Below are 22287 nucleotides of genomic sequence, written 5' to 3'. Positions count from 1 at the left end.
GCACGAAATCGCGTACGTTCTGAAAGGTCCAGCGGCTGTAGGGGGATGAGCGCCAATTGGCGAGCGTAACATCGGCACGGGCAAAGCCGTGCCTGTCTTGAAATGTCTTGATCATGAAAAAACCCAGCCAAGGCGCGGGAAGGCGCTTGGCCTTCCCGCTTGGACTGTCCTCGTTGTGCGGTAAAACCGCTTACTTCTGCAGTTCGGTCCAGATCTTGGTGTAGAGTTCCTGCACGTCCGGCGGGCAGGCGAGGTTGAACTTGCCGGCAGCCTTCAGTTCGTCCGGGATCTTGATTTCCGGCGCATCCTTCATGTCGGCCGGCATGAACGGCTCGGAGCCCTTGATGCCGTTCGCATAGCGGCCGAAGGCCGAGAGCATGGCAGCGTTTTCAGGATCCATGATGAAGTTCAGGAACAGCTTAGCGTTCTCGACGTTCTTTGCGTCCTTCAGGATAGCCGCGTTGTCCATCCAGACCGGGTAGCCTTCCTTCGGATAGCCGTAGGTGACCTTGTCGTTCTGCAGGCGCGCACGGAAGGAGGCGCCATTCCAGTTCACACCGGCAGCCAAGTCTTCCTTCGAGTATTTCTCGATATTGCCGTAGTCCATGGAGATCCACTTCGGCTTTGCGGCCGTGAGGATGTCGCGGGCTTTCTTCAGGATCGTCAGGTCGCCCGTGCAGGGCTCGCCGCCCGCATAGGTCACGACCATGTGCATGACGTCAGACATTTCCGGGATGACGTTGACCTTGCCAACGAGTTCAGCCGGCGGGTCAAGGAAGATCGCCGATGTGTTGATGTCGCCGGCATAGACGCCCTTGTTGACGGTTACGCCCGTCGTGCCCCACAGCCACGGAACAGAATAGTGGCGGCCTTCATCGAAGGGAACCTTCACCCACTGCTCGTCGACGTTCTTGAAGTTCTCCATCTGGTTCGGCTCGGACTGCAGAAGCAGGCCTTCCGAGATCCAGATCGGCATAACGCTGGCCGAGGGAACGACGATGTCGAAGCCATGGCCGCCCTGGCGGACCTTGGCAAGCGCGGTGTCGTTCGAGTCATAGTCGGTGATCGTCACCTTGACCTTGAACTTCTCCTCGAACTTCTTGATCATTTCGGGGCTGGTATAGTTGCCCCAGTTGAAGATGTTCAGTTCGCCTTCGGCATGCGCAATGGCGGTGGAGGCCATCATGCCGGCGGCAAGCGCCATCAAACCCAGTTTCATTTTCATCAGCTGTTCTCCTTTTTCTATTCGTTGTTCTTCTGAGGCTCACGGCTCAGGAAGAAGAAGAGGGTGACGATCGCCAATGACAGCACAAGGAAGACTGTCGATATGGCGTTCATCTCCGGTGTCACGACACGCCGCAACTGGCCCAGCATATAGGTCGGCAGCGTGTCCTGTCCGCCGGATTTCACAAATTCCGTGATCACGACATCGTCAAGCGAGATGACGAAGGCGAGCATCATGCCGGCGAGAATGCCCGGCCAGAGCAACGGCAGCGTGACATAGCGGAAGGTCTGGAAGGACGAGGCGTAGAGATCGGCGGCCGCCTTCTCCAGCGACAGGTCCATGCTCTCGAGACGCGCCCGGATCGGCATATAGGCGAAGGGCACGCAGAAGGCCGAATGCGCGATGATGAGATAGCCGAGACCGGAATAGCCCGTCCACACCTTGATGCGCGAGAAGAGGATGAGCAGCGCGACCGCCGTCACGATTTCCGGCACCAGCAGCGGCATGTTGATGACGGAATACTTGAACGTCAGGCCGCGATAGGGCGCTGTGCGCGTCGTGGCGATGGCCGCCAGGGTCGCGCAAGCCGTGGCGATGACCGCAGCGACGGCTGCGATCTGCAACGAACGCCACGAGGCTTCGACGACCTGCTGGTTGTTCCAGGCGCTTTCGAACCACCGGAACGAAAACCCCTCCCAGGTGGCGATCGACATGCCGGAATTGAAGGAATAGACGACGAGCGTCGCGATCGGCAGGTAGAGCAGGAAGAAGCAGAACATCGCAATGGTCGCGAAGCCCGGCTGGCGCTTGATCGAGAAGGATTTAGCCATGGGCGCTGCCTCCGGACTTCGATGCATTGCGGACGTAGTAGAGCATCGCAAAGAGTACGATAATCACGAGCGTGACGGACAGTGACGCCCCGAGCGGCCAGTTTCGTCCCTGCCCGAATTGCAGTTCGATCAGGTTGCCGACCATCAGGTTCTTGCCGCCGCCGAGAACGCGCGGCACCACATAGGATGACAGCGCCGGCACGAAGACGAGGATGGAGCCGGCGATGATGCCCGGCTTCACCAGCGGAATGACGATCCGCCAGAGCACGCCAAAGCGCGAGGCATAGAGGTCGTAGCCCGCCTCGATCAGCCGGAAATCCAGCTTTTCAAGGCTCGCATAAAGCGGCAGAACCATCAGCGGCAGGAAGACATAGGTCATGCCGAGCATGATGGCGAAGTCGGTGAACATCATCTGGATCGGTGCCGAGATGATGCCGATCTTCATCAGCAGCGTGTTGATGATGCCTTCCGAGCGGATCACTTCCTGGATGGCGAAGGTGCGGATGAGCATATTCGTCCAGAAGGGGATGGTGATCAGGAAGAGCCAGAGCGACCGATTATGCGGCGCACGCGTGGCGATGAAATAGGCTGTCGGGAAACCGAAGATCAGGCAGAACACCGTTGTGGCGAAGGCAAGCTTGACGCTGCGCCAGAAGATCGAGAAATGCGCATCCGCCAGCGACACCGTGTCGTCGAAGATATCCCGGGTGAAGAGGACGTTGAACCAGCCCTCCGTCGAGAATTCCCACTTCACGTCACCATAGCTGCCGGGCGCAAGGAAGGAATAGAGCAACACGATGACAAGGGGGCCGACACTGGCCGCCAAGATGAGAATGAGGGCAGGGGCGCTGAGGAACCAGCGATCCCGGATTTCTTTGTTTTGCCGCTGTTCGCTGACCTCTTGGGGGCTGACCGTCATGGCTAATCCCTCAAGATCTGGGCGACGTCGTCATTGATGGCGATGCTGACGCGCTCCTGCTCGGAGAAGCCGCAATGACCGCTCTTGGCATTCTGCTGACGCACGATGAACGTGCTGCCGCCATCGACCTTGACGTGGAAATGATTGTCCGTGCCGAGATAGACGATATCGTCCAGCACGCCTTCCAGCATGCCCGAACCGGCCGGGCCGAGGCGCGCATGTTCCGGGCGCACGACGATGGTGACCTTACCCTTCGGCGTGATGCCTTCCGGGTAGGTCGCATTGATTTCCGCGCCGGAGGAAAGGCGCACGCGGGCCTTCTCGCCGGAGACCGAGATGACCTCCGCTTCGAGGAAATTGGTCTCGCCGATGAAGTCGGCGACGAAGCGTTCGGCCGGACGATCGTAGATATCCCAGGGTGAACCGACCTGGCGGACCGTGCCCGTCGACATGACGGCGATGCGGTCGGACATGGTCAGCGCTTCCTCCTGGTCGTGCGTGACGAAGACGAAGGTGATGCCGGTTTCCAGCTGAAGGCGCTTCAGTTCCATCTGCATGGACTTGCGCAGCTTGAGATCGAGTGCCGAAAGCGGCTCGTCGAGCAGAAGCACCTTCGGCCGCGGCGCCAGAGCGCGGGCCAGCGCCACGCGTTGTTGCTGGCCGCCGGAAAGCTGCGTGACGGGATTGTTGCCACGCCCCTCAAGGTGAACGAGCTTCAGCATGTCCTTGACGACGCTGTCGACTTCCGACTTCGGCTTGCCGAGCATCTTGAGGCCGAAACCGATGTTCTCGGCCACCGTCAGATGCGGGAACAGCGCGTAGTTCTGGAAGACGGTGTTGACCGGCCGCTGGTTCGGCAGGAGGCGGGAAATGTCCACGCCGTCGAGCAGGACCTGACCTTCGGTCGGCAGCTCGAAGCCGGCGATCATGCGAAGGAGCGTGGTCTTCCCGCAGCCCGAGGGGCCGAGAAGAGTGAAGAATTCGTTCGAGCGGATATCCAGCGACACATTGTCGACGGCCTGGAAGGTGCCGAACCATTTCTTGATGCCATGCAGGCCTATGGCGCCGCCATGGGCTGCGGTCGTTCGGGTGTCAGTCATCGGTTCCCCGTTTGTGAACCGGCGTCCCCGAGCGTCCTCTGCCCAAACCGCCGGCTGTCCTCTGTCCGGCCGCTAATAACGGCTCTTATGTGATAGGCTTGTCTTGCTTATGATCACAACAAACCATAATTTGATCAAATCTGTAAAGGGTCATTTTGAGCTTTGCGAGATTATCAGTTTTGCGTGCAAAGCCCAGAGAGTTCAGCCCAGAGACGATAACCGGCGCTGCCGGGTCCGACAGACGGGAGGATATCAGCATGCTGGTCGCAGCCGGGAGGGAAGCGTCCGAATCCGCCAAACAATGGGTCTACCGCGTGCTGCGGCGGAACATCATGACGGGGCAGTTCGAGCCGGGGGAGCCGGTGACGATCAACGGCCTCGCCGACGCGCTCGGCGTCAGCGCCATGCCGGTGCGCGAGGCGCTGCACCGGCTCGTCGCCGATGGCGCGCTGGAGCTTCTCGACAACCGCCGCGTCCGCGTGCCGGATCTCGATCCACAGCGCTTCGAGGAGGTGCTGGAGGCTCGTATCGCGTTGGAGACCCGCGCGGCCGAACGCGCCATGCCCTTCATCGACGAGGTCAGGCTGGCCCGCCTCAAGGCCTTCGACCAGCAGGCCGATCAGGCGCTTGCGGTCGGCAATTTCAAGCGGCTGGTGGAAGCAAATTTCGACTTCCACCGCTGTCTCTACGAAGCGCGACCGGGCACTATCATGCTGCCGCTCATCGAAAGTCTCTGGCTGCGGCTTGCCCCTTTCATGCGGCGCGCGGGAGAGACCCTGTCGCAGACCTATCAGGTCGACCGCCACGCCGAGGCCCTTGTCGCCATCGTCAAGCGCGATGCCGAAGCGCTCAAGGCTGCGATCGCCGCCGATATCCGGGACGGCACCGGCCATCTGGGCCGCGGTCATTTCGAACGGATCGGGGCGCTCGGCAATCCGGGCTGAACGATCTTTTCGGTGGCCGAATGCTTGCAGTCGGCCCCGCATCACCGCTAAGTCTCTTGCCGAACAGCAGCGCGACGGAGGACGCCTTGAACGACAACAATGTTCTGAAATTCGAACCCCGCAAACCGAAGCAGGAAAACAAGCCTGTCGCGCCGGGACCGAAAAAGGGACTGGTCTGGCTCGCCGTTGTCGTCGTGATCGCCCTTGTCTGGGCCTATTATCAGTTCGTCGCACCGGCGAGCCTGTAAGCGCCTTCATAGCGTCGCGGCCACTTTCAGGCCCTCGTAAACGGCCTCTTCCGCCGTGCGCGGCGCCAGACTGTCGCCAATGACATGCACTTCCGGCACGAGATCGTGCAGGATGTTTGAGAGATCATCGACCGGCGCGTGCCCGAGACAGAGAACCAGCGTATCGACATCCTCGAAGAGGATCGGCTGGTCGCTCGTCGTGTGCTGCATATAGACCGTGCCGCCATCGCAGCCGTAGAGACGCGCATAGGGCGTTACCCGCACGCCGATGCGGTGCAATTCCGCGGCGATGTTGTCGCGCACATAGAGTGGCAGCAATTCGCCGGGATGCGTGCCGTTGACGGCGAGATCGACGCTGCAACCGTCGGCGACGAGACGCTCGGCGATGCCGGGGCCGATCCAGTCGCAGCGCCAGTCGACCACGACGACGCGGCTGCCGGTCTTCACCTCCTTGCGCAGCACCTGCCAGGCATCGACGACCTGAACGCTGTCGTCGAGCGGCAGCTCCGGCCGATAAGGTTTCGCGCCAGTGGCGAGAATGACGGCGTCCGGCCGTTCCGCTTCGACAAGCGCCCTGTCGACCCGCACGCCGCGCTGCACACGCACATTGGCAAGCTCCACCTCTCTCGAAAGATTGGTGACGATGCCGCCGAACTCCGAGCGCCGCGGCAGAAGCTGGGCCAGTTGCGCCTGCCCACCCAACTGGCTCGCCGCCTCGTAAAGGGTCACCTTGTGGCCGCGCGCCGCAGCGACGGAGGCAGCCTTCAAGCCGGCCGGCCCACCACCGACCACCATGACGGATTTCGGCTTGGCGGCTGGTTCTAATGTTCCGAATTTCAACTCGCGGCCGGTTTCGGGATGCTGAATGCAGGAGATCGGCACGCCGCGATGGAAGTGGCCGATGCACGCCTGGTTGCAGGCGATGCAGGCACGGATATCGTCCATGCGTCCCTTCATCGCCTTGCCGGGCATTTCTGGGTCGCAGATCATCGCCCGCGTCATGCCGCGAACATCCGCCGAACCATTGGCGACCACCGCCTCGGCCTCCTGCGGCTGGTTGATGCGGCCCGTCACGAAGACGGGAATGCCGAGCGCCTTGCGAAACCGCGCCGCGTCGCCCGCCAGATAGGCTGCGCGATACGCCATCGGCGGCACGATATGCACGGCACCACCGAGCGAGGCGGAAGTGCCCGTCGTGATGCTCACATAATCCAGCAAGGGCTCTAGCCGGCGACAGATTTCCAATGCCTCGTCATTGGCCAGCCCCTCTTCATCACGCTCGCCGGCACTGATGCGCATGCCAATGACGAAATCCTCCGACGTCGCGGCTCGCATCGCCGCAAGCGCCTCCTCGGTAAAGCGCAGCCGGTTTTCCAGTGAGCCGCCGTAGTCGTCCTCCCGGCGATTGACGCGCGGATTGAAGAACTGCGCCGGCAGATAGCCGTGGCTTGCGACGAATTCCGCGCCATCGACGCCCGCCGCATGCATGCGCCCGGCCGCCGATGCATAACCGGCGACGATCTCGTCGATCATGCGCTTGTCGAGCGCCCGCGGCATGACGCGGAAACGTTCGTTCGGCGAGACGGATGGCGCATAGGCGACGGTCAAAAGGCCGTCACCGCCCTCCATGATCTCGCGTCCGGGATGAAAGAGCTGCGAGAACAGCATGCAACCCTCGGCATGACAGAGCTCGGCAAGACGGCGATAACCGTCGATGCAGTCGTCCTCCGTCGCCATCAGCATATGCGAGGTGTAGCGCGCCGTCTCATGCACGCCCGCCACCTGGCTGACGATAAGGCCGACGCCGCCCTTGGCGCGGGCAGCGTGATAGGCAAGCAGCGCCTCGTTGACCAGCCCGTCCGTCGGCAGCGTCGTGTCGTGGCCGGTCGACATGATACGGTTCTTCAGCACCACACCGCGAATTTTCAGCGGCTGGAACAGCTGCGGAAACGCCGATGGCGCCGCCGCCACAGCGCCGTCGGAACGTTCGGCTTGCGTCATCGGGATCCTCCTCCAAAACCCATCAGGCAGTGTCAGACGCCGGTGGCGACCATCGTGTAGATTTTTCGCGTCTGTTCGTGGATCGTCCATTCGCCGCGCCAGCCAAGCGGCAGCGCGAACATCTCGCCCGCACCGATATCCTGCGAGGTGCCGTCGCTGTTGTGCAGCGTCACGCGACCGGTGAGCAGGTGGCAGACCTCGGCGTTCTGCGTACGGTCGGCGGTGAAGCGGCCGGGCGTGCATTCCCAGATGCCGGTTTCCATTTTCTCGTTCGCGCTCGTCCAGAGCACGCGCGTCGCCTCCTTCTGGTCGCCCTCGATGGAGGTGGGCTTTGCCGCGAAGGCGCCGATATCGAGCTTCAGGAGGTCGCCGAAATTCTCAAAACTGATCATGGAAATATCCTTTGAAAGGGGTCAGTGGCCGGTAATGCTGTCCGCGAGGCCAGCGAGTTTGGAGGTATGGTCGAGACCGGCGAATTCGCGTTCGTCGGCCATGCGGTAAAGCTGGTACATGGAATGCACGCCGAGCCAGCGGAACGGCTCCGGCTCCCATTTGCGCACCGTGCGGTTCACCCAGGGCAGTCCGGTCAGCTCGGTATCGCGGCGAAGAACGAGATCGGCCAGCGTGCGGCCGGCGAGGTTCGTGCTGGACACGCCGAGCCCGACATAGCCGCCAGCCCAGCCGATGCCGCTGTCGCGGTCGAAACCTGCCGTCGTGCACCAGTCGCGCGGCACGCCGAGCACACCGCACCAGGCGTGGTCGATCTTCAGAGATTTCGTCTGCGGCAACAGCCGCGTCAGGATAGTGTGAAGCGCATCAATGGTCGCCTGCTGCGTGCGGCCGTTGACGTCGGTCACCGAGCCGAAGCGATAGGGCACGCCGCGGCCGCCCATGGTGATGCGCCCTTCGCGGGTGCGCTGGGCATAACAATAGGCATGCGCGGCATCGCCGAGCAGTTCATGGCCTTCCCAGCCGATCTCCTTCCACAACGCCTCCGGCACCGGCTCGGTGACGATCTGTGCGCTGTTGAGCGGCAGCCAGGTGCGCTCGTGGCCGGGCAGGCCGGCGGTAAACCCTTCCGTCGCGCGGATGATCACAGGTGCACGCACCGTGCCGCGATCGGTCTCGACGCGGCCCTTTTCAAAGCGGGTGACGGCCGTGCCCTCGAAGATCGAGACGCCGAGCCCCTCCACCACTTTCGCAAGACCACGCACCAGCTTGGCTGGCTGGACACGCGCCATGTCGCGGATGACGAAGGCACCGAGAACATTGGCGACACGGATGCGCTTCGCCGCCGCCTCGGCGGACAACATTTCGATGCGCTCCGACGGCATCTCCCAGTCGAGATAGAACTGGTACTCCTCGCGGGCGCGCTCGAGCTGGGCCTTGTTGGTTGCGAAAGTGATGTTGTCGACGCGCAGGATATCCGCGTCGATACCTTCGGCCTCCGTGACGCGGATCACCTCGTCGACGGTGCCGGCCATGGCGCGCTGCATGTCGACGACGGCGCCGCGGCTGGAGGTCTTGAGATATTTTTCGCGCGACCAGCTGAAACCGCCCGACAGCCAGCCGCCATTGCGGCCGGAACCGCCGAAGCCGGCGAATTCACGCTCGACGATCACGATGTTGAGCGAGGGATCGGCCTTCTTCAGGTAGTAAGCCGTCCACAGGCCCGTATAGCCGGCACCAATGATGCAGACATCGGCTTCGCGATCACCGGGCAGCGCAGGGCGCTTCTGCGGCACGCCGCCGATATCGGCATACCAGAAGGAGATGTTACCGTTGGTCTTGACGTCCATGGCAGGGGGCTTTCAAGTTCAGGTCAGCGTCACGTCGGCGCTGGCATCGTCAGGGAGGAGGATGAGATCGGAGGGCAGGAAGGCGATGTCGACGGCATCGCCGATCGCAAAATCGACAGCGCCGAGCGGGCTTCGCACGACGGCGATCGTGCCATCCGTCAGCCGCACCTCGTATTTCGAACCCGAACCGAGATAGATTGCTTCCGCAATCGTGCCGGTGAGGCGGTTTTCGCCTGGAGCCGCATCCGCACCGGGGCGTTTCAAGGCCACACGCTCGGGGCGTAGCAGAATGACCGGACGAGCATCGCCGGCAAGGCGACCGTGGGCCGTGATCTTCTGTCCACCGATGGTCATCACCGTTTCATCGCCTGAAACCTCGGCCGATCCGCGCAACACCGTGGATTCACCGATGAAACGGCCGACGAAGAGCGTTGCTGGGCTATCGTAGAGTTCACGTCCCGTGCCGATCTGCTCGATACGGCCGCCATTGAAGACGGCGATGCGGTCGGAGAGCACGAGCGCCTCTTCCTGGTCGTGCGTCACATAGACGAAGGTGGTTCCCAGCTCGCGATGGATGCGCTTGATCTCGAGTTGCAGCCATTCGCGCAGCTTCTTGTCGAGCGCGCCGAGCGGCTCGTCCATCAGGAGCAGCGGCGGATCGAAGACCAGCGCACGGGCGAGCGCCACGCGCTGCTGCTGGCCGCCGGAGAGTTCGTTCGGATAGCGATGGGCGAAGTCCGCCATCTTCACCATGTCGAGCGCGCGCTTGACCCGCTTCTCGCGATCATCGCCCGTGATGCCGCGCAGCGTCAGCGGATAGGCGACGTTCTTGCCGACCGTCATATGCGGGAAGAGGGCATAATGCTGGAAGACGACGCCGATATTGCGCTTGTGCGAGGGCAGGCCGGTGACGCTTTTGCCGCCGATCTCCAGCTTGCCGGAGCTGATGTCGGTGAAGCCGGCGATCAGGTTCAGCGTCGTCGTCTTGCCCGAGCCCGAGGGGCCGAGCAGCGTCATGAATTCGCCGGGGCGGATATGCAGGTCGATGTCGTTGAGGGCCGTGAAGGCGCCGTAGCGTTTGGAGGCCTTGCGGATTTCGATCGCGGCACCGGCGGAGCGTTGGGGAGCGTGCATGGTCAGGTCCTTCCGCGGCGCATGCCCAGGAGCAGGCCGGCGATGATGATGAGCGACGTGGCGATGAAGAGCAGCGTGCCGACGGCCGCGACGGTCGGATCGGCATCGCGCGTGATCGACGTGTAGATCTGCACCGGCAGCGTCTTGAGATAGGGGCTGGTGATGAACAGCGCGACGATGATCTCGTCGAACGAGGTGATGAAGGCGAAAAGCGCGCCGGAGAGAACGCCGGGCAGGATCAGCGGCAGCGTCACCGTGCGGAACACCGTCAGGCGGCCCGCGCCAAGGCTCGATGCCGCCGTTTCCAGCCGGCGGTCGAACACTTCGAGGCTCGCCTGCACAGCGATCAGCACGAAGGGAATGGCGAGCATGGTATGGGCCAGCACAAAGCCGGTGACGGTGCCGACGAGATGCGTATCGAGATAGACCGCATAGATGCCGATCGCCAGCACCACGCCCGGCACGACCATCGGCGTGATCAGCAGCGCGCGCAGCAACCCGCCGGTACGCGCCGCCGCGCGGCTGACGCCGAAGGCGGCGAGCGTGCCGACAACAGTCGCCACCACGGCGACGATCACCGCGACGATCAGCGAGTTGGAAAAGCTCGTCGTCCAGTCCGGATTGCTGAAGAAGTTCTCGTACCATTGCCAGCTGAAACCGACCGGCGGGAAGGCGAGCGACTTGTTGCCATTGAACGACATCGGGATCACGACCAGCGTCGGCGCCAGAAGCAGGATCGCAACGAGCAGGCAGAAGAGACCGAGGAGAATGCGGGAGAACGATGGCATCGGTTACGCCTCCCTGCGCGAGGCCGCGTGCTTCTGGCGCATCAGCGGGGCGGCGATGGCGAGAAGTACGAAGGTTGCGACGAGCAGCACCACGCCCATGGCGCCGCCACGGCCCCAGTTGAGCAGGCTCAGCACTTGGTTCTGCACCAGCGAGGAGAGCAGAATGCTACGCGGACCACCGAGCAGGGCGGGTGTGATGTAGAAGCCGAGCGACAGGATGAACACGATGATCGCGCCGGCATAGACGCCGGGCAGCGACAGCGGCACGTAGATCTGCAGAAAGGCCTTCCAGGGCTTTGCACCAAGGCTGCGGGCGGCTTGCAGCAGGCGCGTATCGATGCCCTTCATCACGGAATAGATCGGCAGGATCATGAAGGGCAGCAGCACCTGCGTCATGCCGATGACGACGCCCGGCAGCGTGCGGATAAGCTTGACCGGCGACAGTCCAAGGCCACGCAGGATGGAATTGATGACGCCGGAATCCTGCAACAGGATCACCCAGGCAAGGGTTCGCACGACTCCGCTCAGCCAGAAGGGCACGAGCACGCAGAGGATAAGCGCAAGGCGCACATTCTTGCCGACGATGGTCATGGCATAGGCGTAGGGGTAGGCGCAGACGAGGGAGACGAGCGTGACCCAGGCGGCGACGACGAAGGTGCGTTGCAGCACCGTGCGGTTCACGGCGGACTGGAAGAACCAGACGTAATTGTCGATGCCGACGGCGGGATCGGTGAAGGAACGCCACACGACGATGCCGAGCGGATAGGCGAGCACGACGAGCAGCACCAGCACGGCGGGTGCGGCAAGCCAGACCGCGCCACGCGGCCGGAAACGGGACAGGAAGGCGGGCTGGTCGGCGCCGGCAGCGGGGCCGCTCCGCGTGCCTTCATCTGATGTGGCGGTCATGGACATCTCCCTGGGTTGAAGCAGACCCGGCCGAGACCGGGCCTGCGGTCACTCAACGGCTCAGTTGCCCGAGAGAAGCGCGTTCCACTTCTCGGCGGCGAGATCGAAGTTCTTCACCCAGAACGGAATGTTCTGCTGATAGCCCTGCGCATTCCGCTCAGGCGTCGAGGTGAGGAAGGCCGCCGTCGCATCGTCGACCTTCGGCTTGGCATCCGAATTGATCGGCGTGTAGGAGGTCTTTTCGGTCAGCACCGCCTGGGCGTTCGCGCCGAGATAGGCGTTGAGCAGCGCATAGGCCGCATCCGTATCCTTGACGCCGACCGGAATCGTCATCTGGTCCATCACGACCAGCCAATCCTGCCAGACCGGCGTATAGGCGGCGCCGTTCTTCACGGCGGTCATCGCGCGGCCGGTCCACATCATGATCATGTCGGCTTCGCCGGATTCGGCGAGCTGCTGGCTTTCCGCGCCGGTCTTCCAGTAGATCGTGTCGGGGCCGAGATCGCGCAGCTTCTGGATGCCCTTCTCAATATCATCAGGCATCATCGCCTTCGGATCGCCGCCCGTCGCCTTGAAGGCCTGCTCGATCAGGCCACCGGTCGGGTCACCCGAACCATCGATGGCGCGCGAGCCGGGGAACTTTTCCGTATCGAAGAAATCGACCCAGTTCTTCGGCGGATTATCCTTGTAGGTCTCGTTCTTGTACATCAGCACGACGCCGTAGTTCATCGCCGGCACGGAGCACTCGCCGACCTGACCGGGCGGGATTTTCGAAACATCGAGCTTGGAAAGGTCGAGCTTCTGGAAGAGCGTGCCGCAATGCACATAAGGCGGCAGGTCGGCCGTATCGACGACATCCCAGGTGACGTTGCCGGCATCGACCTGCGCCTTCAGCTTGGCGATTTCGGTCGGGCCGTCGTTCAGGAGTGTCACGCCGGACTTGTCGACGAATTCCTTAAGGGCGGCGACCTGGCCGTCCTGATAGATGCCGCCATAGGAGACGAAGGTTAGCGTCTTGCCCTTGAGCGAGCCTTCTTTCACCTCGCCGGCGACCGGCTTGTCCTGTGCGAATGCCGGCAACGCCAGGGCGCACGTCATCGTCAGGGCCAAAGCCCTCGCAAATTTCTTCATGTTGATACTCCCAGTAGCGCTCGCGTTCAGTTGTTCCTGCCGGGGTTACGAGCCGGGCCGAGGCAGGTATTTGTCGAGATCATCCGCGACGCTGGTCGGCGGCGCGATCATCCAGATGACTTCAGCGGTTTCCGTGCCGATATTGACGGTCTTGTGCGGAACCGAGCTTGGATATTCGATGCTGTCACCGGATGACAGCACATGGCTTTCCTCGCCGAGGGTGAGCTCCACCTCGCCGCGGATCACGAAGAAGAGTTCGTGCGAATCCCCGTGGCTATAGGGCTTTTCACCCGTCGAGCCGCCCGGATCGAACTCGCCGATATAGACTTCCATGTCGCGGATCGGGCGCCGCGACAGAAGCATCTTGCGATAGCCCTCCGCCGGCGGCAGAGCCGGGCGCTCGTTCTTGCGCAGCACACGGCCGACCGGCGGCGAACCGTCGTCGAACAGGTCGGTAAGGCTGATGCCGAGCGCGCCGGCAATGCGCATCAGGGTGCTGATATTGACGCCGCTGAGACCGCGCTCGAGCTGGCTGAGGAAGCTTGCAGTCGTGCCCGTCGCATCGCCCAGCGCCCTGAGCGACATGCGTCGGGCCATGCGAAAAGCCTTGACCTTCTCGCCGATGACGGCCTGATTCTTCGTCAACACCGCGATGTCGTCCATAGCCTCACTCCTCACTTAACAACATATTAAGTGGAGCGAGGATTAGCAATCACGAAATGGACTGCGGCGCAGATTTTTTTGTGGGGCGGCGGGTCCATCAGCGATAGGCGCTGTAATCGTCAGCCTCCGTGCCGGCGAGCTTGCGGGCGTAGAAATGGCCGGCATAGTTTGCGGCGGCGATGATGCCCGGCGCAAGACAGTCGCCGATCCGTTCCACGCTTTCGATGCCATGATCGGCCCAGGCGCCCGAAGACGCCAACAGGTCATGCCAGAGCGTTGCGACCGGCAGGCGCGCCGTCACCGGAACCAGATTAGAACAGGCAATCTCGCGCCGCCTGCCGGAATAGGTGCATTCGACGCTCAGGACATCCGGCCTGAAATCACCGAGCTGGTGCAGCAGAACGATATCGATGCCGAGCTCGATCAGGCGGGTGTGCACCCGGCGCTGTTCCAGCGTGTGATCTGTGAAGGGCGCGACGATGGCGGCCGGCGTGACGAAGGTCACCTTGCGGCCCGACTGCGCGATCATTTCGGCGAGCACGCTTGCCATGTAGTAGCGGTCGTCATCGAAGACCACGACGGGACCATCATTGGGAAGGGTCGCCACCCCGCGCTCGAGAAGCGCATCGACACCGACGACAGCACTGTCCGACAGGAAGGGCAGGGGTTTTCGATGCGTCCTGCCGACACCGTCCGCGCGCCAGCGGGCTCCGGTGGCAATCGCCACATGTTGGACGCCGTAGGACAGCACATCCTCGGCGGTGAGGGGGCTATCGAGATAGAGCTCGACATTCGGGGCCTGGCGGAGCTGGGTCATGCGCCAGTCGCGCACCCGCGCCCAGGTCGCAAGCCCCGGCAGCTTCGCCTCCCTGGTGACGCGACCGCCCCATTCGCGCCCGGCCTCCGCGACCGTGACATCCGCGCCACGCTGGGCAAGGGCGCGCGCGGCCTCGAGCCCCGCCGGGCCACCGCCGATGACGAGCACGGCTTGCGGCTTTGCAAGCGACGGGATGATTTCCGGATGCCAGCCCTTGCGGGCCTCTTCGCCCACTGTCGGGTTCTGCGTGCAGCGCATCGGCACGACCGTGTTGTCGCCGGCCGTACAGATATTGCAGCCGATGCATTCCCTGATATCGTCGATGCGGCCCTCTTCGATCTTCTTCGGCAGGAAGGGATCGGCAATAGAGGGGCGGGCGGCACCGATAAGATCGAGCACCCCGGTGCGGATCGCCCGCACCATGGCATCCGGCGAGGTATAGCGGCCGACGCCGACGACGGGCTTCGTCGTCACCGTCTTCACGAAGGCGGTATAGGCCTCCTGGAACCCCTCCTGCGAGAAGCGGGCGGTCTGGCTGTCGTTCGACCAGTTGGAGAGATTGACGTCCCAGAGGTCGGGCTCTTCGGCCAGCGCCGCGACGACATCACGGCCCTCACCATCATGCTGCAGGCCATCGGCGCCCAGCAATTCCTCGACGGCGAAGCGCACGGCGATGGCGCAGCGATCGCCGACGGCATCGCGCGTGTCCGCCAGCACCTCGCGGAACAACCGCAGGCGGTTTTCGAAGCTGCCGCCATATTCATCGGTGCGGGAATTGTGCCGTTGCAGCAGGAAGTGCTGGAGCAGCGTCATGTCGTGGCCGGCATAGACATAGACAATGTCGAACCCGGCACGCTTTGCCCGGAGTGCCGCATCGCGGTGCCACTTACGGAAGGCGGCGATGTCGGCCTTGTCCATGGCGCGCGCCTGCACCGGATCCTCCACGTCAACTACCATGTCCGAGGGACCATAGGGCGCGATGCGGGTCAGGCGGTTGGCGGTGTGGATGCCGTTGTGCACGAGCTGGATCGCCGCAAGGCTGCCATGCGCGTGTACGGCCTCCGTCAGCTGCGTCAGCCGGCCGATATCGTGATCGTCCCAGATGCGCTGCTGGTTGGAGGGCGAAATGTCGGAGGAGGGGTGGATTTCGGTTTCCTGCGTCGAAACCACGCCCCAGCCGCCCTCGGCCTTCATGCGGCGAAGCGCCAAGTCCGCCTCGGGATAGCGGTGACCCATGCCGCTACAGTGCGGCACCTGATAGAAACGGTTGCGCGTGGTAAGCGGGCCGATGCGGACCGGCTCGAACAGGATATCGTAACGTGGATCGCGCATGGTCTTCCTCCCCTTGCCTCTGCATTCCGGCTATACACTTGCATAGCGCTATGCAAGTGTATAGCCGGAAATTTGGAGAGCGCGGTGGTTCTGGGCTAAGAGGCATCGATACAGGGAGTTTGGCCATGACAGGCGGCGACGACATGCCCGATAGCGGAAAACAGCGCGATCTCATCGAGGCGACGCTGGAATGCATTGCCGAGCTTGGCATCCAGGGCACGTCCGTCCGTGCCGTTGCGGCGAGGGCAGGGGTATCGAACGGCCTCATCCGACACCACTTCGATGCCAAGGCGAACCTCATCCTCGCCGCCTACCGCCGCACCATCGCGTTGATCACCACCAATTCAATGCGCGAACTGAACTCGACCGAGGGAACACCGCACACGCGGCTGCGCCGTTTCATCTTCGCGACACTCGACACGCCCGCCTCGAATACACGCCTGCTGTCGCTCTGGGCGACCTTCATCAGCCAAAGCCGCGTTGATCCACAAATCGCCGCCGTGCGTGAGGAAAGCTACCTAGCGCTGCGCCGCGCCACCGAACCGCTGATCGCCGCCGTCCTCGCCGCCGAGGGGCGGCCGCTCTCCGCAGAAGAGGTGGAGCACACCACGGTGACCGTTCACGCGATGCTCGACGGCCTCTGGATCGAGGCCGGCCTCAGCCAGTCTCCCGATGGCGTGGAGCGGCTGATCGCGCTCGGGGTTCGCTCCATTGAGAAATTGCTGGATATCCGGCTCTAGAAAATTCAGAGACGTCGCCTGCGGAAATGACAGAACGCGGCGTCAATCCGCCTCGCCAAAAGCCTTAGCGATCGCCTCGAACACCCGCACCATAGCCTGCGCACCGCCGGCAGCGATGTAAAAATCACCGGAGGGCAGATAAACGACCTGTCCCTTCTGCCAGGCCGTCGTTGCAGCCACGAGTTCGTTGTCCAACGTCACCTTGGCGTTCTGCTCACCCGAGCCGATGGCCGCGGCGCGGTCGAGCACGATCAGCCAGTCCGGATTAGCCTTGCGGATGAATTCGAAGGAGACTGCCTCGCCATGCGTTGCAGCCTCGACATCCTCGATGGCTGCCGGCAAGTCCAGCGAGCGGTGCAGCCAGCCGAAGCGCGATCCCGGACCATAGGCCGAAATCTTCGGGCCGTTGGTCATGACGATCAGCGCCTTGCCCTTGCCGGCCACCGCAGCGCGGGCCGCACCCGCCGCCTTATCCAGCTCGGCGCGGGCCTCTGCCGCTGTCGCCTCCCTGGCGAAGAGTTTTCCATAGGTCTCGATGCGCACCCGCGCCTGTTCCAGCAGATCGTCGCCGTCCATCGTCATGTCGATGGTCCGGGCAACATGCGCTGCGGCATCAACCTTGGTGGAGGAACGGCCACCGAGGATGATGAGATCGGGTGCGAGCGCGCTCAGCGCCTCCAAATCCGGCTCGAAAATATCCCCGACAACAGTGGATTTTCCTTTCAAACCGGCAAGCTCCGGCAGATAGAGATTGGCGGGCAGGCCCGCCATGCTGATGCCCAGCCGGTCAAGCGTGTCGACGGCCGCAATGTCGAAGACGGCCACCGTGCGGACCGGCATGACCACCTTTTGAGGGCCGGTGGCCGTCGCAATCTCCAGCTCGGCGGCGCACGCGGCAGCCGCGCTAAACAGAAGCAGGGCAAGAACGGTGAAGAGTTTGCGCATGGAAATCTTTCTCGGCAGCAAGGCGTGCGGCATCATATTGTTCAAGGTGTTCAGCTCACGGTTCCGAGCAGCGGCCGATCCGCTCGACGATATTCACTTGCGGGGCGACAGCCGGACGTCTCCGTATCCTGCCGAAATGAAGCGCTCCGCAAAGAACGGAAGGAAATCTCTCCGCGAAGCATGCGACGTTGGCTTGTCAGTATACGTTCAGGTGACGGCGCGCCACGTGAAGGGCGGCGGGGCCTCGCGGAAGGCGAAGCGCAGGAGATGATCTTCGATGACGGCCTTGGTCTCGCGGAGACCGTCCGCATCCGCGGCGGCAACGTGGATGTCGAGGCCGTTATCCCTGACGATCAGCACCGAGGTGCCGCAGGAGAAGCGGCATTCACCGCTGGTATCGCCAAGGGCGACATCGACCTTGTGCGCGAAATGCTTGCAGAGCTGTTGCAGATACTTTGCGCTGTTTTCGGTTTCAAATCGGGTGGTGGCTTCCATGGGGGTCCTCCTCTTTCCGATGGTCCGTTCCCGGCGGCACCGCGCCGCCGGGAACGATGGCTTTAGAAGGTGGCACGCAGACTGACGATGAACGAGCGGCCGGGCTGGTGAAGCGGGTCGACCACGCCGAATTCCTGGCCGTAGGTCGCGTGATCCGAATAGACCTCGTTGAAGATGTTCTTCACGTCGGCACGCAGCGTCAGGTTCTTGTGGCTTTCCGGCTTGTACTCGACATAGGCGTTGACCACCTTGTAGGCCTCATAGGGCTTGTAGTCCGGCTCTCCGGCAGGCGCCTTCGGCAGCTTGTCGTATTTCGGCGCGAACTCGATGTCGCCGCCGACGGTCAGGCCATAGTCGGCAAAGGTGTGGGCAGCGGTGAGCGTGATGATCTTGCCGACCGGGGTGGTGAGATAGGTGCCGGTATCTGAATCGGCCGGCTGGCCGTCGATCAGCGTATCGATGTCGACATATTTCACGCGGACGAAGCCATCGGTCCACTCGTAGCCGGCGGCGATCGAGTAACCTTCCGACTCTACTTCGTGCGCCGTATAGGCATTGGCGTAACGGGCGTAGCGCGCGTTCTCCATGTCCGTACGGAAGATCGAGCCCTCCAGCGTGAACCCGTTATAGGTGGCCGCAAGACCCACATTGTAATTGTTGGAGGTCGTCGGCTCCGGCTTCGGATCATAGGTCCAGGCCGGGTTCATGATGAAGTTTTCCGCCAGCGGAATGCCCGACCAGACATGCGAATACCCTGCCTTGGCCGTCAGGAAACTCTCGATAATGTCATATTCGCCCGAGATATTGCCGCTGAGGCCGGCATTGTCGAATTCCTGTCCGCCGGTGCCGGTGAACCACTGCTGGTCCGCGCGGCCACCGAAGGAAAGACGCGTACGGTCGAACGGCTCGAGGCGGGCCTGCACATAGGCGCCGACATTCTGCGCCTTTTCCGTACCCGGCTCGTAGAGATCGTCGAGCTCGGCGCGGTCGCTGTAGAAATCGACGCCGGCGGTCACCGTCCCGATGCCGGTATGGAAACGGTTTTCGAACTTGCCGTTGAACGTTGAGGTCAGCTCCTCGATTTCGTAGGAGACCGGGCCGGTGCCGGGCTTCGGGTAAACCGTCGTTGCGACGTCGGTCGTGCCATAGGCAAGCACAAGCTTCGGATCCCACCACCCCTCGAGTGTCTCGTCCGTATAGGTGAAGACGGTGTTGTTCCGGTCGAGGCGGTAATCGCGGATCACCGGCTCCCAGGGCTTGGCACCGTCGGTGTTGAGCATGTTGGCGCGGAAAGGACGCGGCGCGGCATCCTTGATGCTTTCATGGCTGAATTCGATACGGTCGCCGCTTTCGAACTCATAGGCGACCTTGCCCAGGCCGCTCAGGAGGTTCGAACGGGTGCCCGGCATCTTGTCGCCATTGCCGTCGGAGAATTCGCTGCCCTTGCTGAAATTGAAGTAGCCGAGATATTCGAAACCCTGGTGAAGGCCATAGGCGGAAACGCCGGTCCCGAAGACGCCGCCATTCGAATTGTAGGTCGAGTTGACGAAGCCGCCGAAACCATCGCCGTCGAGCAGGTCGCGCGCATCCTTCGTCTCATAGGCGATAGCACCGGCAAGCGCGCCCGGACCGGCATCGGCCGGGGCGACACCCTCGTCGACGCTGACGGCCTTCAGAAGGGCGGGATCGATGAGCGTCGTGGTATTGTGGTGAAACACCTTATTGTTCTGCCGGCTGCCGTCGATGGTCACGGCGAGGTTGGTTTCCTCGATGCCGTTCACGTAGACCTTCTGCGACATCGGGAGGGACGAGCCAACCTTGACGCTCGGCTCCTCGCGGAAGACGTCCTGAAGGTTCGCCGGGTTCTTGCGCTAGAGCGCCGAAGCGATGGTCTTCGCTGCCCGTTTTTTGACACCGCCATAACTTCAGGTTTGGCGTGTCGGCAATTTTTTCGCCCTGCTCAGTGCGGAGCAGAATGTTAACATTCCTCGAAATAACAACGGGAACGCGGCCGGAAACGGAAACTCCGACGGCCAACTCACAAGAAGCGGTTCACGCGAACAACCAGCCCGCAAAGCGGCGCGCGGATTACTGTTGCATGGGGGATCAGATGATATGGACGGTGCCATCCTCTACATCGGAGGTGAAGATCGACCTCGTGCCGGATCGCGCGAGGTGCAGCCCGAGATGACTGCCGCGTCGGACAACGTGCTCATTCGTCTCAAGTCCCTGAGCAAGCACTATGGAACCCACACCGTCCTTGACGGCATTGACCTCGAGGTGCGTTCGGGCGAGGTGCTCGCCATCATAGGGCCAAGCGGTTCGGGCAAGAGCACGCTCCTGCGCTGCATCAACTATCTCGAGCGGCCGGACGGCGGGACGATCTCGATTGGATCGGCGACGATCGATGCGGCGCGCGCCGTTGCACGGACCGAACTCTCCGGCCTGCGCCGGCGGGTTGGCATGGTGTTCCAGTCCTTCAATCTCTTTCCGCATATGTCCGTGCTGCGCAATGTCAGCCTTGCCCAGGAGCGTGTCCTCGGCCGTAGCCGCAAGGAGGCCGACGAGCGCTCCATGCAGCTCCTCAAACGGGTCGGCCTCGATGACAAGGCCGGGCAATATCCTGTGCGGTGTTCGGGCGGCCAGCAGCAGCGCATCGCCATTGCCCGCTCGCTGGCGCTTGATCCGGATATCATGCTGTTTGACGAGCCGACCTCGGCGCTCGATCCGGAGCTCGGCCTTGAGGTTCTCGCCGTCATGCGAGAGCTTGCCGAAAGCGGCATGACCATGATCGTCGTCACCCATGAAATGGGCTTTGCCGAGAACGTCTCCGATACGGTCATGATCATGGCCGACGGCCATATCGTCGAGAAGGGGCCGTCCAAGGACGTGATGCGCAATCCGCAGCAAGAGCGGACGAAACGCTTCCTTCGCGCGGTGCACGATCGATGAGCCTGACGGACCTGTTGCCCCTCCTGCGCGGCCTCACCTGGACGATCGCGCTCACGGCCGGCGCGTTCCTCATTGGCGCCGTGCTCGGCGTACCGCTGCTCGCAGCCCGCCAGAGCCGGCTGCCGCCGTTGCGCTTCCTCGCCATGGTCATCATCCAGATCGTGCGCGCGATCCCGCCGATCCTCTGGCTCTTCATCATCTTCTTCGGCCTCGGCATGGGCGTAATGCCCATTAGCCCGTTCAACGCCGCGCTGGTCGGCCTCGGGCTGATCGCGGCTGCGAACATGGCGGAAATCTACCGTGGTGCGGTCGCATCGATCCACCACGGCCAGTTCGAGGCCTCCGCCGCGCTCGATCTCGGCCGCTGGTCGACCTTGCGCGACATCGTCGCGCCGCAGGCCTTCCGCGTCGCGCTGCCTTCGGCGGCAAGCTATCTCATCGGCCTCATGAAGGAGACCGCGGTCGCCTCGACCATCGGCGTGGCGGAGCTTGCCTACCAGGGCAATCAGCTGTCGCAGCTGACCTATCGCGGCCTTGAGGTTTTTGCGCTGGTGGGACTGTTCTACGTGCTCCTCAGCCTTCCGATCGCATGGCTCTCGCGCGTCGCCGACGCTTATCTCCAGACCAAGGTGGCGCGCTGATGTTTCCGAGCTACGACGAAATCTCCGCGTGGCTGCCGGACCTTCTCGGCGGACTGTCGATCAGCCTCCAGGTGACGGCCCTCAGCCTTCTCATCGGCATTCCCTTCGGCCTCCTCCTGGCGCTTGGTGTGCTGGCGAACAACCGCGCCGTGAAAGGTCTCAGCCTGTTCTTGGTCGAGATCGGCCGCGGCGCACCGGCGCTGGTGCTTCTGCAATTCATCTATTTCGGCCTGCCGACGACCGGATTGACGCTTGGTTCCTATACGGCCGCCGTGATCGCGCTCGCCTGGAACACCGGCGCTTACACCAGCGAGATCATCCGCGCCAGCCTGCAATCGGTCGCCCATGGCCAGCGCGAAGCGGCGGTCGCACTCGGCCTCAACCGCCTTGACGAGCTGCGGTATGTTCTCCTGCCGCAGGGGCTCCGCGTTGCCCTTCCGGCACTGCTCGGCTTCTCGATCCTGATTTTCCAAGGCACCTCGCTCTGCTTCACCATTGCGCTGCCCGAGCTGGTGAGCCGCGCCTACGAGATCGGCTCGACGACCTTCCGCTACTTCCCGGCACTGCTCTGTGCCGGCGTGCTCTACGCCAGCATCTCTATACCCGCCGCCCTGCTCGTCAACCACGTCGAGAAGCGTGCGGGCCTCTACGCCCACCGTTGAATCCAACCTGAAAGG

At 62.9% G+C, this 22287-nt stretch carries 22 protein-coding genes and 1 pseudogene; 6 read left to right on the top strand and 17 right to left on the bottom strand.

Annotation, left to right across the window (positions count from 1 at the left end):
• Positions 1-190 precede the first annotated feature (190 nt).
• From ACOZK4_RS09140 to ACOZK4_RS09125, 4 genes are read right to left on the bottom strand one after another with little or no spacing between them, the layout of a single operon-like run.
• Positions 191-1225 (bottom strand): extracellular solute-binding protein, encoded by a 1035-nt coding sequence (locus ACOZK4_RS09140; RefSeq protein ID WP_421591615.1) that lies wholly within the window; start codon positions 1223-1225, stop codon positions 191-193.
• 17 nt (positions 1226-1242) lie between these two features.
• Entirely contained in the window at positions 1243-2055 is an 813-nt protein-coding gene (locus tag ACOZK4_RS09135; protein ID WP_313523172.1) for an ABC transporter permease, read from the bottom strand.
• Positions 2048-2974, bottom strand: a complete 927-nt coding sequence (locus tag ACOZK4_RS09130; protein WP_313523171.1) for an ABC transporter permease — start codon at positions 2972-2974, stop codon at positions 2048-2050. Before ACOZK4_RS09130 ends, ACOZK4_RS09135 begins: the two co-directional genes overlap by 8 nt.
• A gap of 2 nt (positions 2975-2976) precedes the next feature.
• Positions 2977-4074 carry an ABC transporter ATP-binding protein gene (locus ACOZK4_RS09125; protein WP_313523169.1) on the bottom strand — a complete coding sequence of 366 codons (1098 nt, stop codon included), beginning with the start codon at positions 4072-4074 and terminating at the stop codon, positions 2977-2979.
• Positions 4075-4331: 257 nt separating this feature from the next.
• Between ACOZK4_RS09125 and ACOZK4_RS09120 the strand changes: the two genes are divergently transcribed.
• Positions 4332-5018, top strand: coding sequence for a GntR family transcriptional regulator (locus tag ACOZK4_RS09120; RefSeq protein WP_313523167.1), 687 nt, complete (start codon positions 4332-4334; stop codon positions 5016-5018).
• Positions 5019-5104: 86 nt separating this feature from the next.
• A complete protein-coding gene (locus ACOZK4_RS09115) occupies positions 5105-5266 on the top strand; it encodes a hypothetical protein (protein WP_313523166.1) in 162 nt (53 codons plus the stop codon).
• Positions 5267-5272: 6 nt separating this feature from the next.
• On the opposite strand, the gene ACOZK4_RS09110 is transcribed toward ACOZK4_RS09115, so the two are convergent.
• The 9 genes from ACOZK4_RS09110 to ACOZK4_RS09070 all read right to left on the bottom strand — a co-directional run bounded on the left by ACOZK4_RS09110 (position 5273) and on the right by ACOZK4_RS09070 (position 15837).
• Entirely contained in the window at positions 5273-7267 is a 1995-nt protein-coding gene (locus tag ACOZK4_RS09110) for an FAD-dependent oxidoreductase (protein ID WP_421591614.1), read from the bottom strand.
• Between the two features lie 32 nt (positions 7268-7299).
• Positions 7300-7659, bottom strand: coding sequence for a cupin domain-containing protein (locus ACOZK4_RS09105; protein ID WP_421591613.1), 360 nt, complete (start codon positions 7657-7659; stop codon positions 7300-7302).
• A gap of 21 nt (positions 7660-7680) precedes the next feature.
• A complete protein-coding gene (locus ACOZK4_RS09100) occupies positions 7681-9066 on the bottom strand; it encodes an NAD(P)/FAD-dependent oxidoreductase (RefSeq protein WP_421591612.1) in 1386 nt (461 codons plus the stop codon).
• An 18-nt stretch (positions 9067-9084) separates the two neighbouring features.
• The gene (locus ACOZK4_RS09095) at positions 9085-10200 is read right to left on the bottom strand and encodes an ABC transporter ATP-binding protein (protein ID WP_421591611.1); all 1116 of its coding nucleotides are present in this window, start codon (positions 10198-10200) and stop codon (positions 9085-9087) included.
• A gap of 2 nt (positions 10201-10202) precedes the next feature.
• Positions 10203-10988, bottom strand: a complete 786-nt coding sequence (locus tag ACOZK4_RS09090) for an ABC transporter permease (RefSeq protein ID WP_421591610.1) — start codon at positions 10986-10988, stop codon at positions 10203-10205.
• Positions 10989-10991: 3 nt separating this feature from the next.
• Entirely contained in the window at positions 10992-11894 is a 903-nt protein-coding gene (locus tag ACOZK4_RS09085) for an ABC transporter permease (RefSeq protein WP_421591609.1), read from the bottom strand.
• Positions 11895-11954: 60 nt separating this feature from the next.
• Entirely contained in the window at positions 11955-13025 is a 1071-nt protein-coding gene (locus ACOZK4_RS09080; protein WP_421591608.1) for an extracellular solute-binding protein, read from the bottom strand.
• Positions 13026-13070: 45 nt separating this feature from the next.
• Positions 13071-13688 carry a helix-turn-helix domain-containing protein gene (locus ACOZK4_RS09075; protein WP_421591607.1) on the bottom strand — a complete coding sequence of 206 codons (618 nt, stop codon included), beginning with the start codon at positions 13686-13688 and terminating at the stop codon, positions 13071-13073.
• Positions 13689-13785: 97 nt separating this feature from the next.
• The gene (locus tag ACOZK4_RS09070) at positions 13786-15837 is read right to left on the bottom strand and encodes an FAD-dependent oxidoreductase (protein ID WP_421591606.1); all 2052 of its coding nucleotides are present in this window, start codon (positions 15835-15837) and stop codon (positions 13786-13788) included.
• Between the two features lie 125 nt (positions 15838-15962).
• Here ACOZK4_RS09070 and ACOZK4_RS09065 point away from each other — a divergent pair, with 125 nt between their 5' ends.
• Positions 15963-16577 (top strand): TetR family transcriptional regulator C-terminal domain-containing protein, encoded by a 615-nt coding sequence (locus ACOZK4_RS09065; protein ID WP_421591605.1) that lies wholly within the window; start codon positions 15963-15965, stop codon positions 16575-16577.
• A gap of 42 nt (positions 16578-16619) precedes the next feature.
• Here the strand turns inward: ACOZK4_RS09065 and ACOZK4_RS09060 are convergent, their stop codons facing one another.
• The 4 genes and pseudogenes from ACOZK4_RS09060 to ACOZK4_RS09045 form a co-directional block, all read right to left on the bottom strand.
• Positions 16620-17522, bottom strand: coding sequence for a siderophore ABC transporter substrate-binding protein (locus ACOZK4_RS09060; RefSeq protein WP_421591604.1), 903 nt, complete (start codon positions 17520-17522; stop codon positions 16620-16622).
• A gap of 207 nt (positions 17523-17729) precedes the next feature.
• On the bottom strand, positions 17730-18017 hold the full coding sequence (locus ACOZK4_RS09055; protein ID WP_421591603.1) for a DUF2218 domain-containing protein: 288 nt from the start codon (positions 18015-18017) through the stop codon (positions 17730-17732).
• A 62-nt stretch (positions 18018-18079) separates the two neighbouring features.
• The gene (locus ACOZK4_RS09050) at positions 18080-19426 is read right to left on the bottom strand and encodes a TonB-dependent receptor domain-containing protein (RefSeq protein ID WP_421591716.1); all 1347 of its coding nucleotides are present in this window, start codon (positions 19424-19426) and stop codon (positions 18080-18082) included.
• 210 nt (positions 19427-19636) lie between these two features.
• A pseudogene (locus ACOZK4_RS09045) lies at positions 19637-19870 on the bottom strand (TonB-dependent receptor plug domain-containing protein); the annotation flags it as partial.
• A 334-nt stretch (positions 19871-20204) separates the two neighbouring features.
• On the opposite strand from ACOZK4_RS09045, the gene ACOZK4_RS09040 reads away from it, so the two are divergent.
• Genes ACOZK4_RS09040 through ACOZK4_RS09030 form a run of 3 tightly spaced genes read left to right on the top strand, consistent with a single transcriptional unit; the run spans position 20205 to position 22272 of the window.
• Positions 20205-20969, top strand: a complete 765-nt coding sequence (locus tag ACOZK4_RS09040; protein ID WP_421591715.1) for an amino acid ABC transporter ATP-binding protein — start codon at positions 20205-20207, stop codon at positions 20967-20969.
• On the top strand, positions 20966-21610 hold the full coding sequence (locus ACOZK4_RS09035; RefSeq protein WP_421591602.1) for an amino acid ABC transporter permease: 645 nt from the start codon (positions 20966-20968) through the stop codon (positions 21608-21610). Before ACOZK4_RS09040 ends, ACOZK4_RS09035 begins: the two co-directional genes overlap by 4 nt.
• Positions 21610-22272 (top strand): amino acid ABC transporter permease, encoded by a 663-nt coding sequence (locus ACOZK4_RS09030; protein WP_421591601.1) that lies wholly within the window; start codon positions 21610-21612, stop codon positions 22270-22272. Before ACOZK4_RS09035 ends, ACOZK4_RS09030 begins: the two co-directional genes overlap by 1 nt.
• Positions 22273-22287: the final 15 nt, after the last annotated feature.

It is taken from the genome of Shinella sp. M27 (assembly GCF_049199905.1).
GTDB lineage: Bacteria > Pseudomonadota > Alphaproteobacteria > Rhizobiales > Rhizobiaceae > Shinella.
Note: the sequence above shows the minus strand (reverse complement) of the source record. Positions and strands in the feature narration are given on the sequence as shown.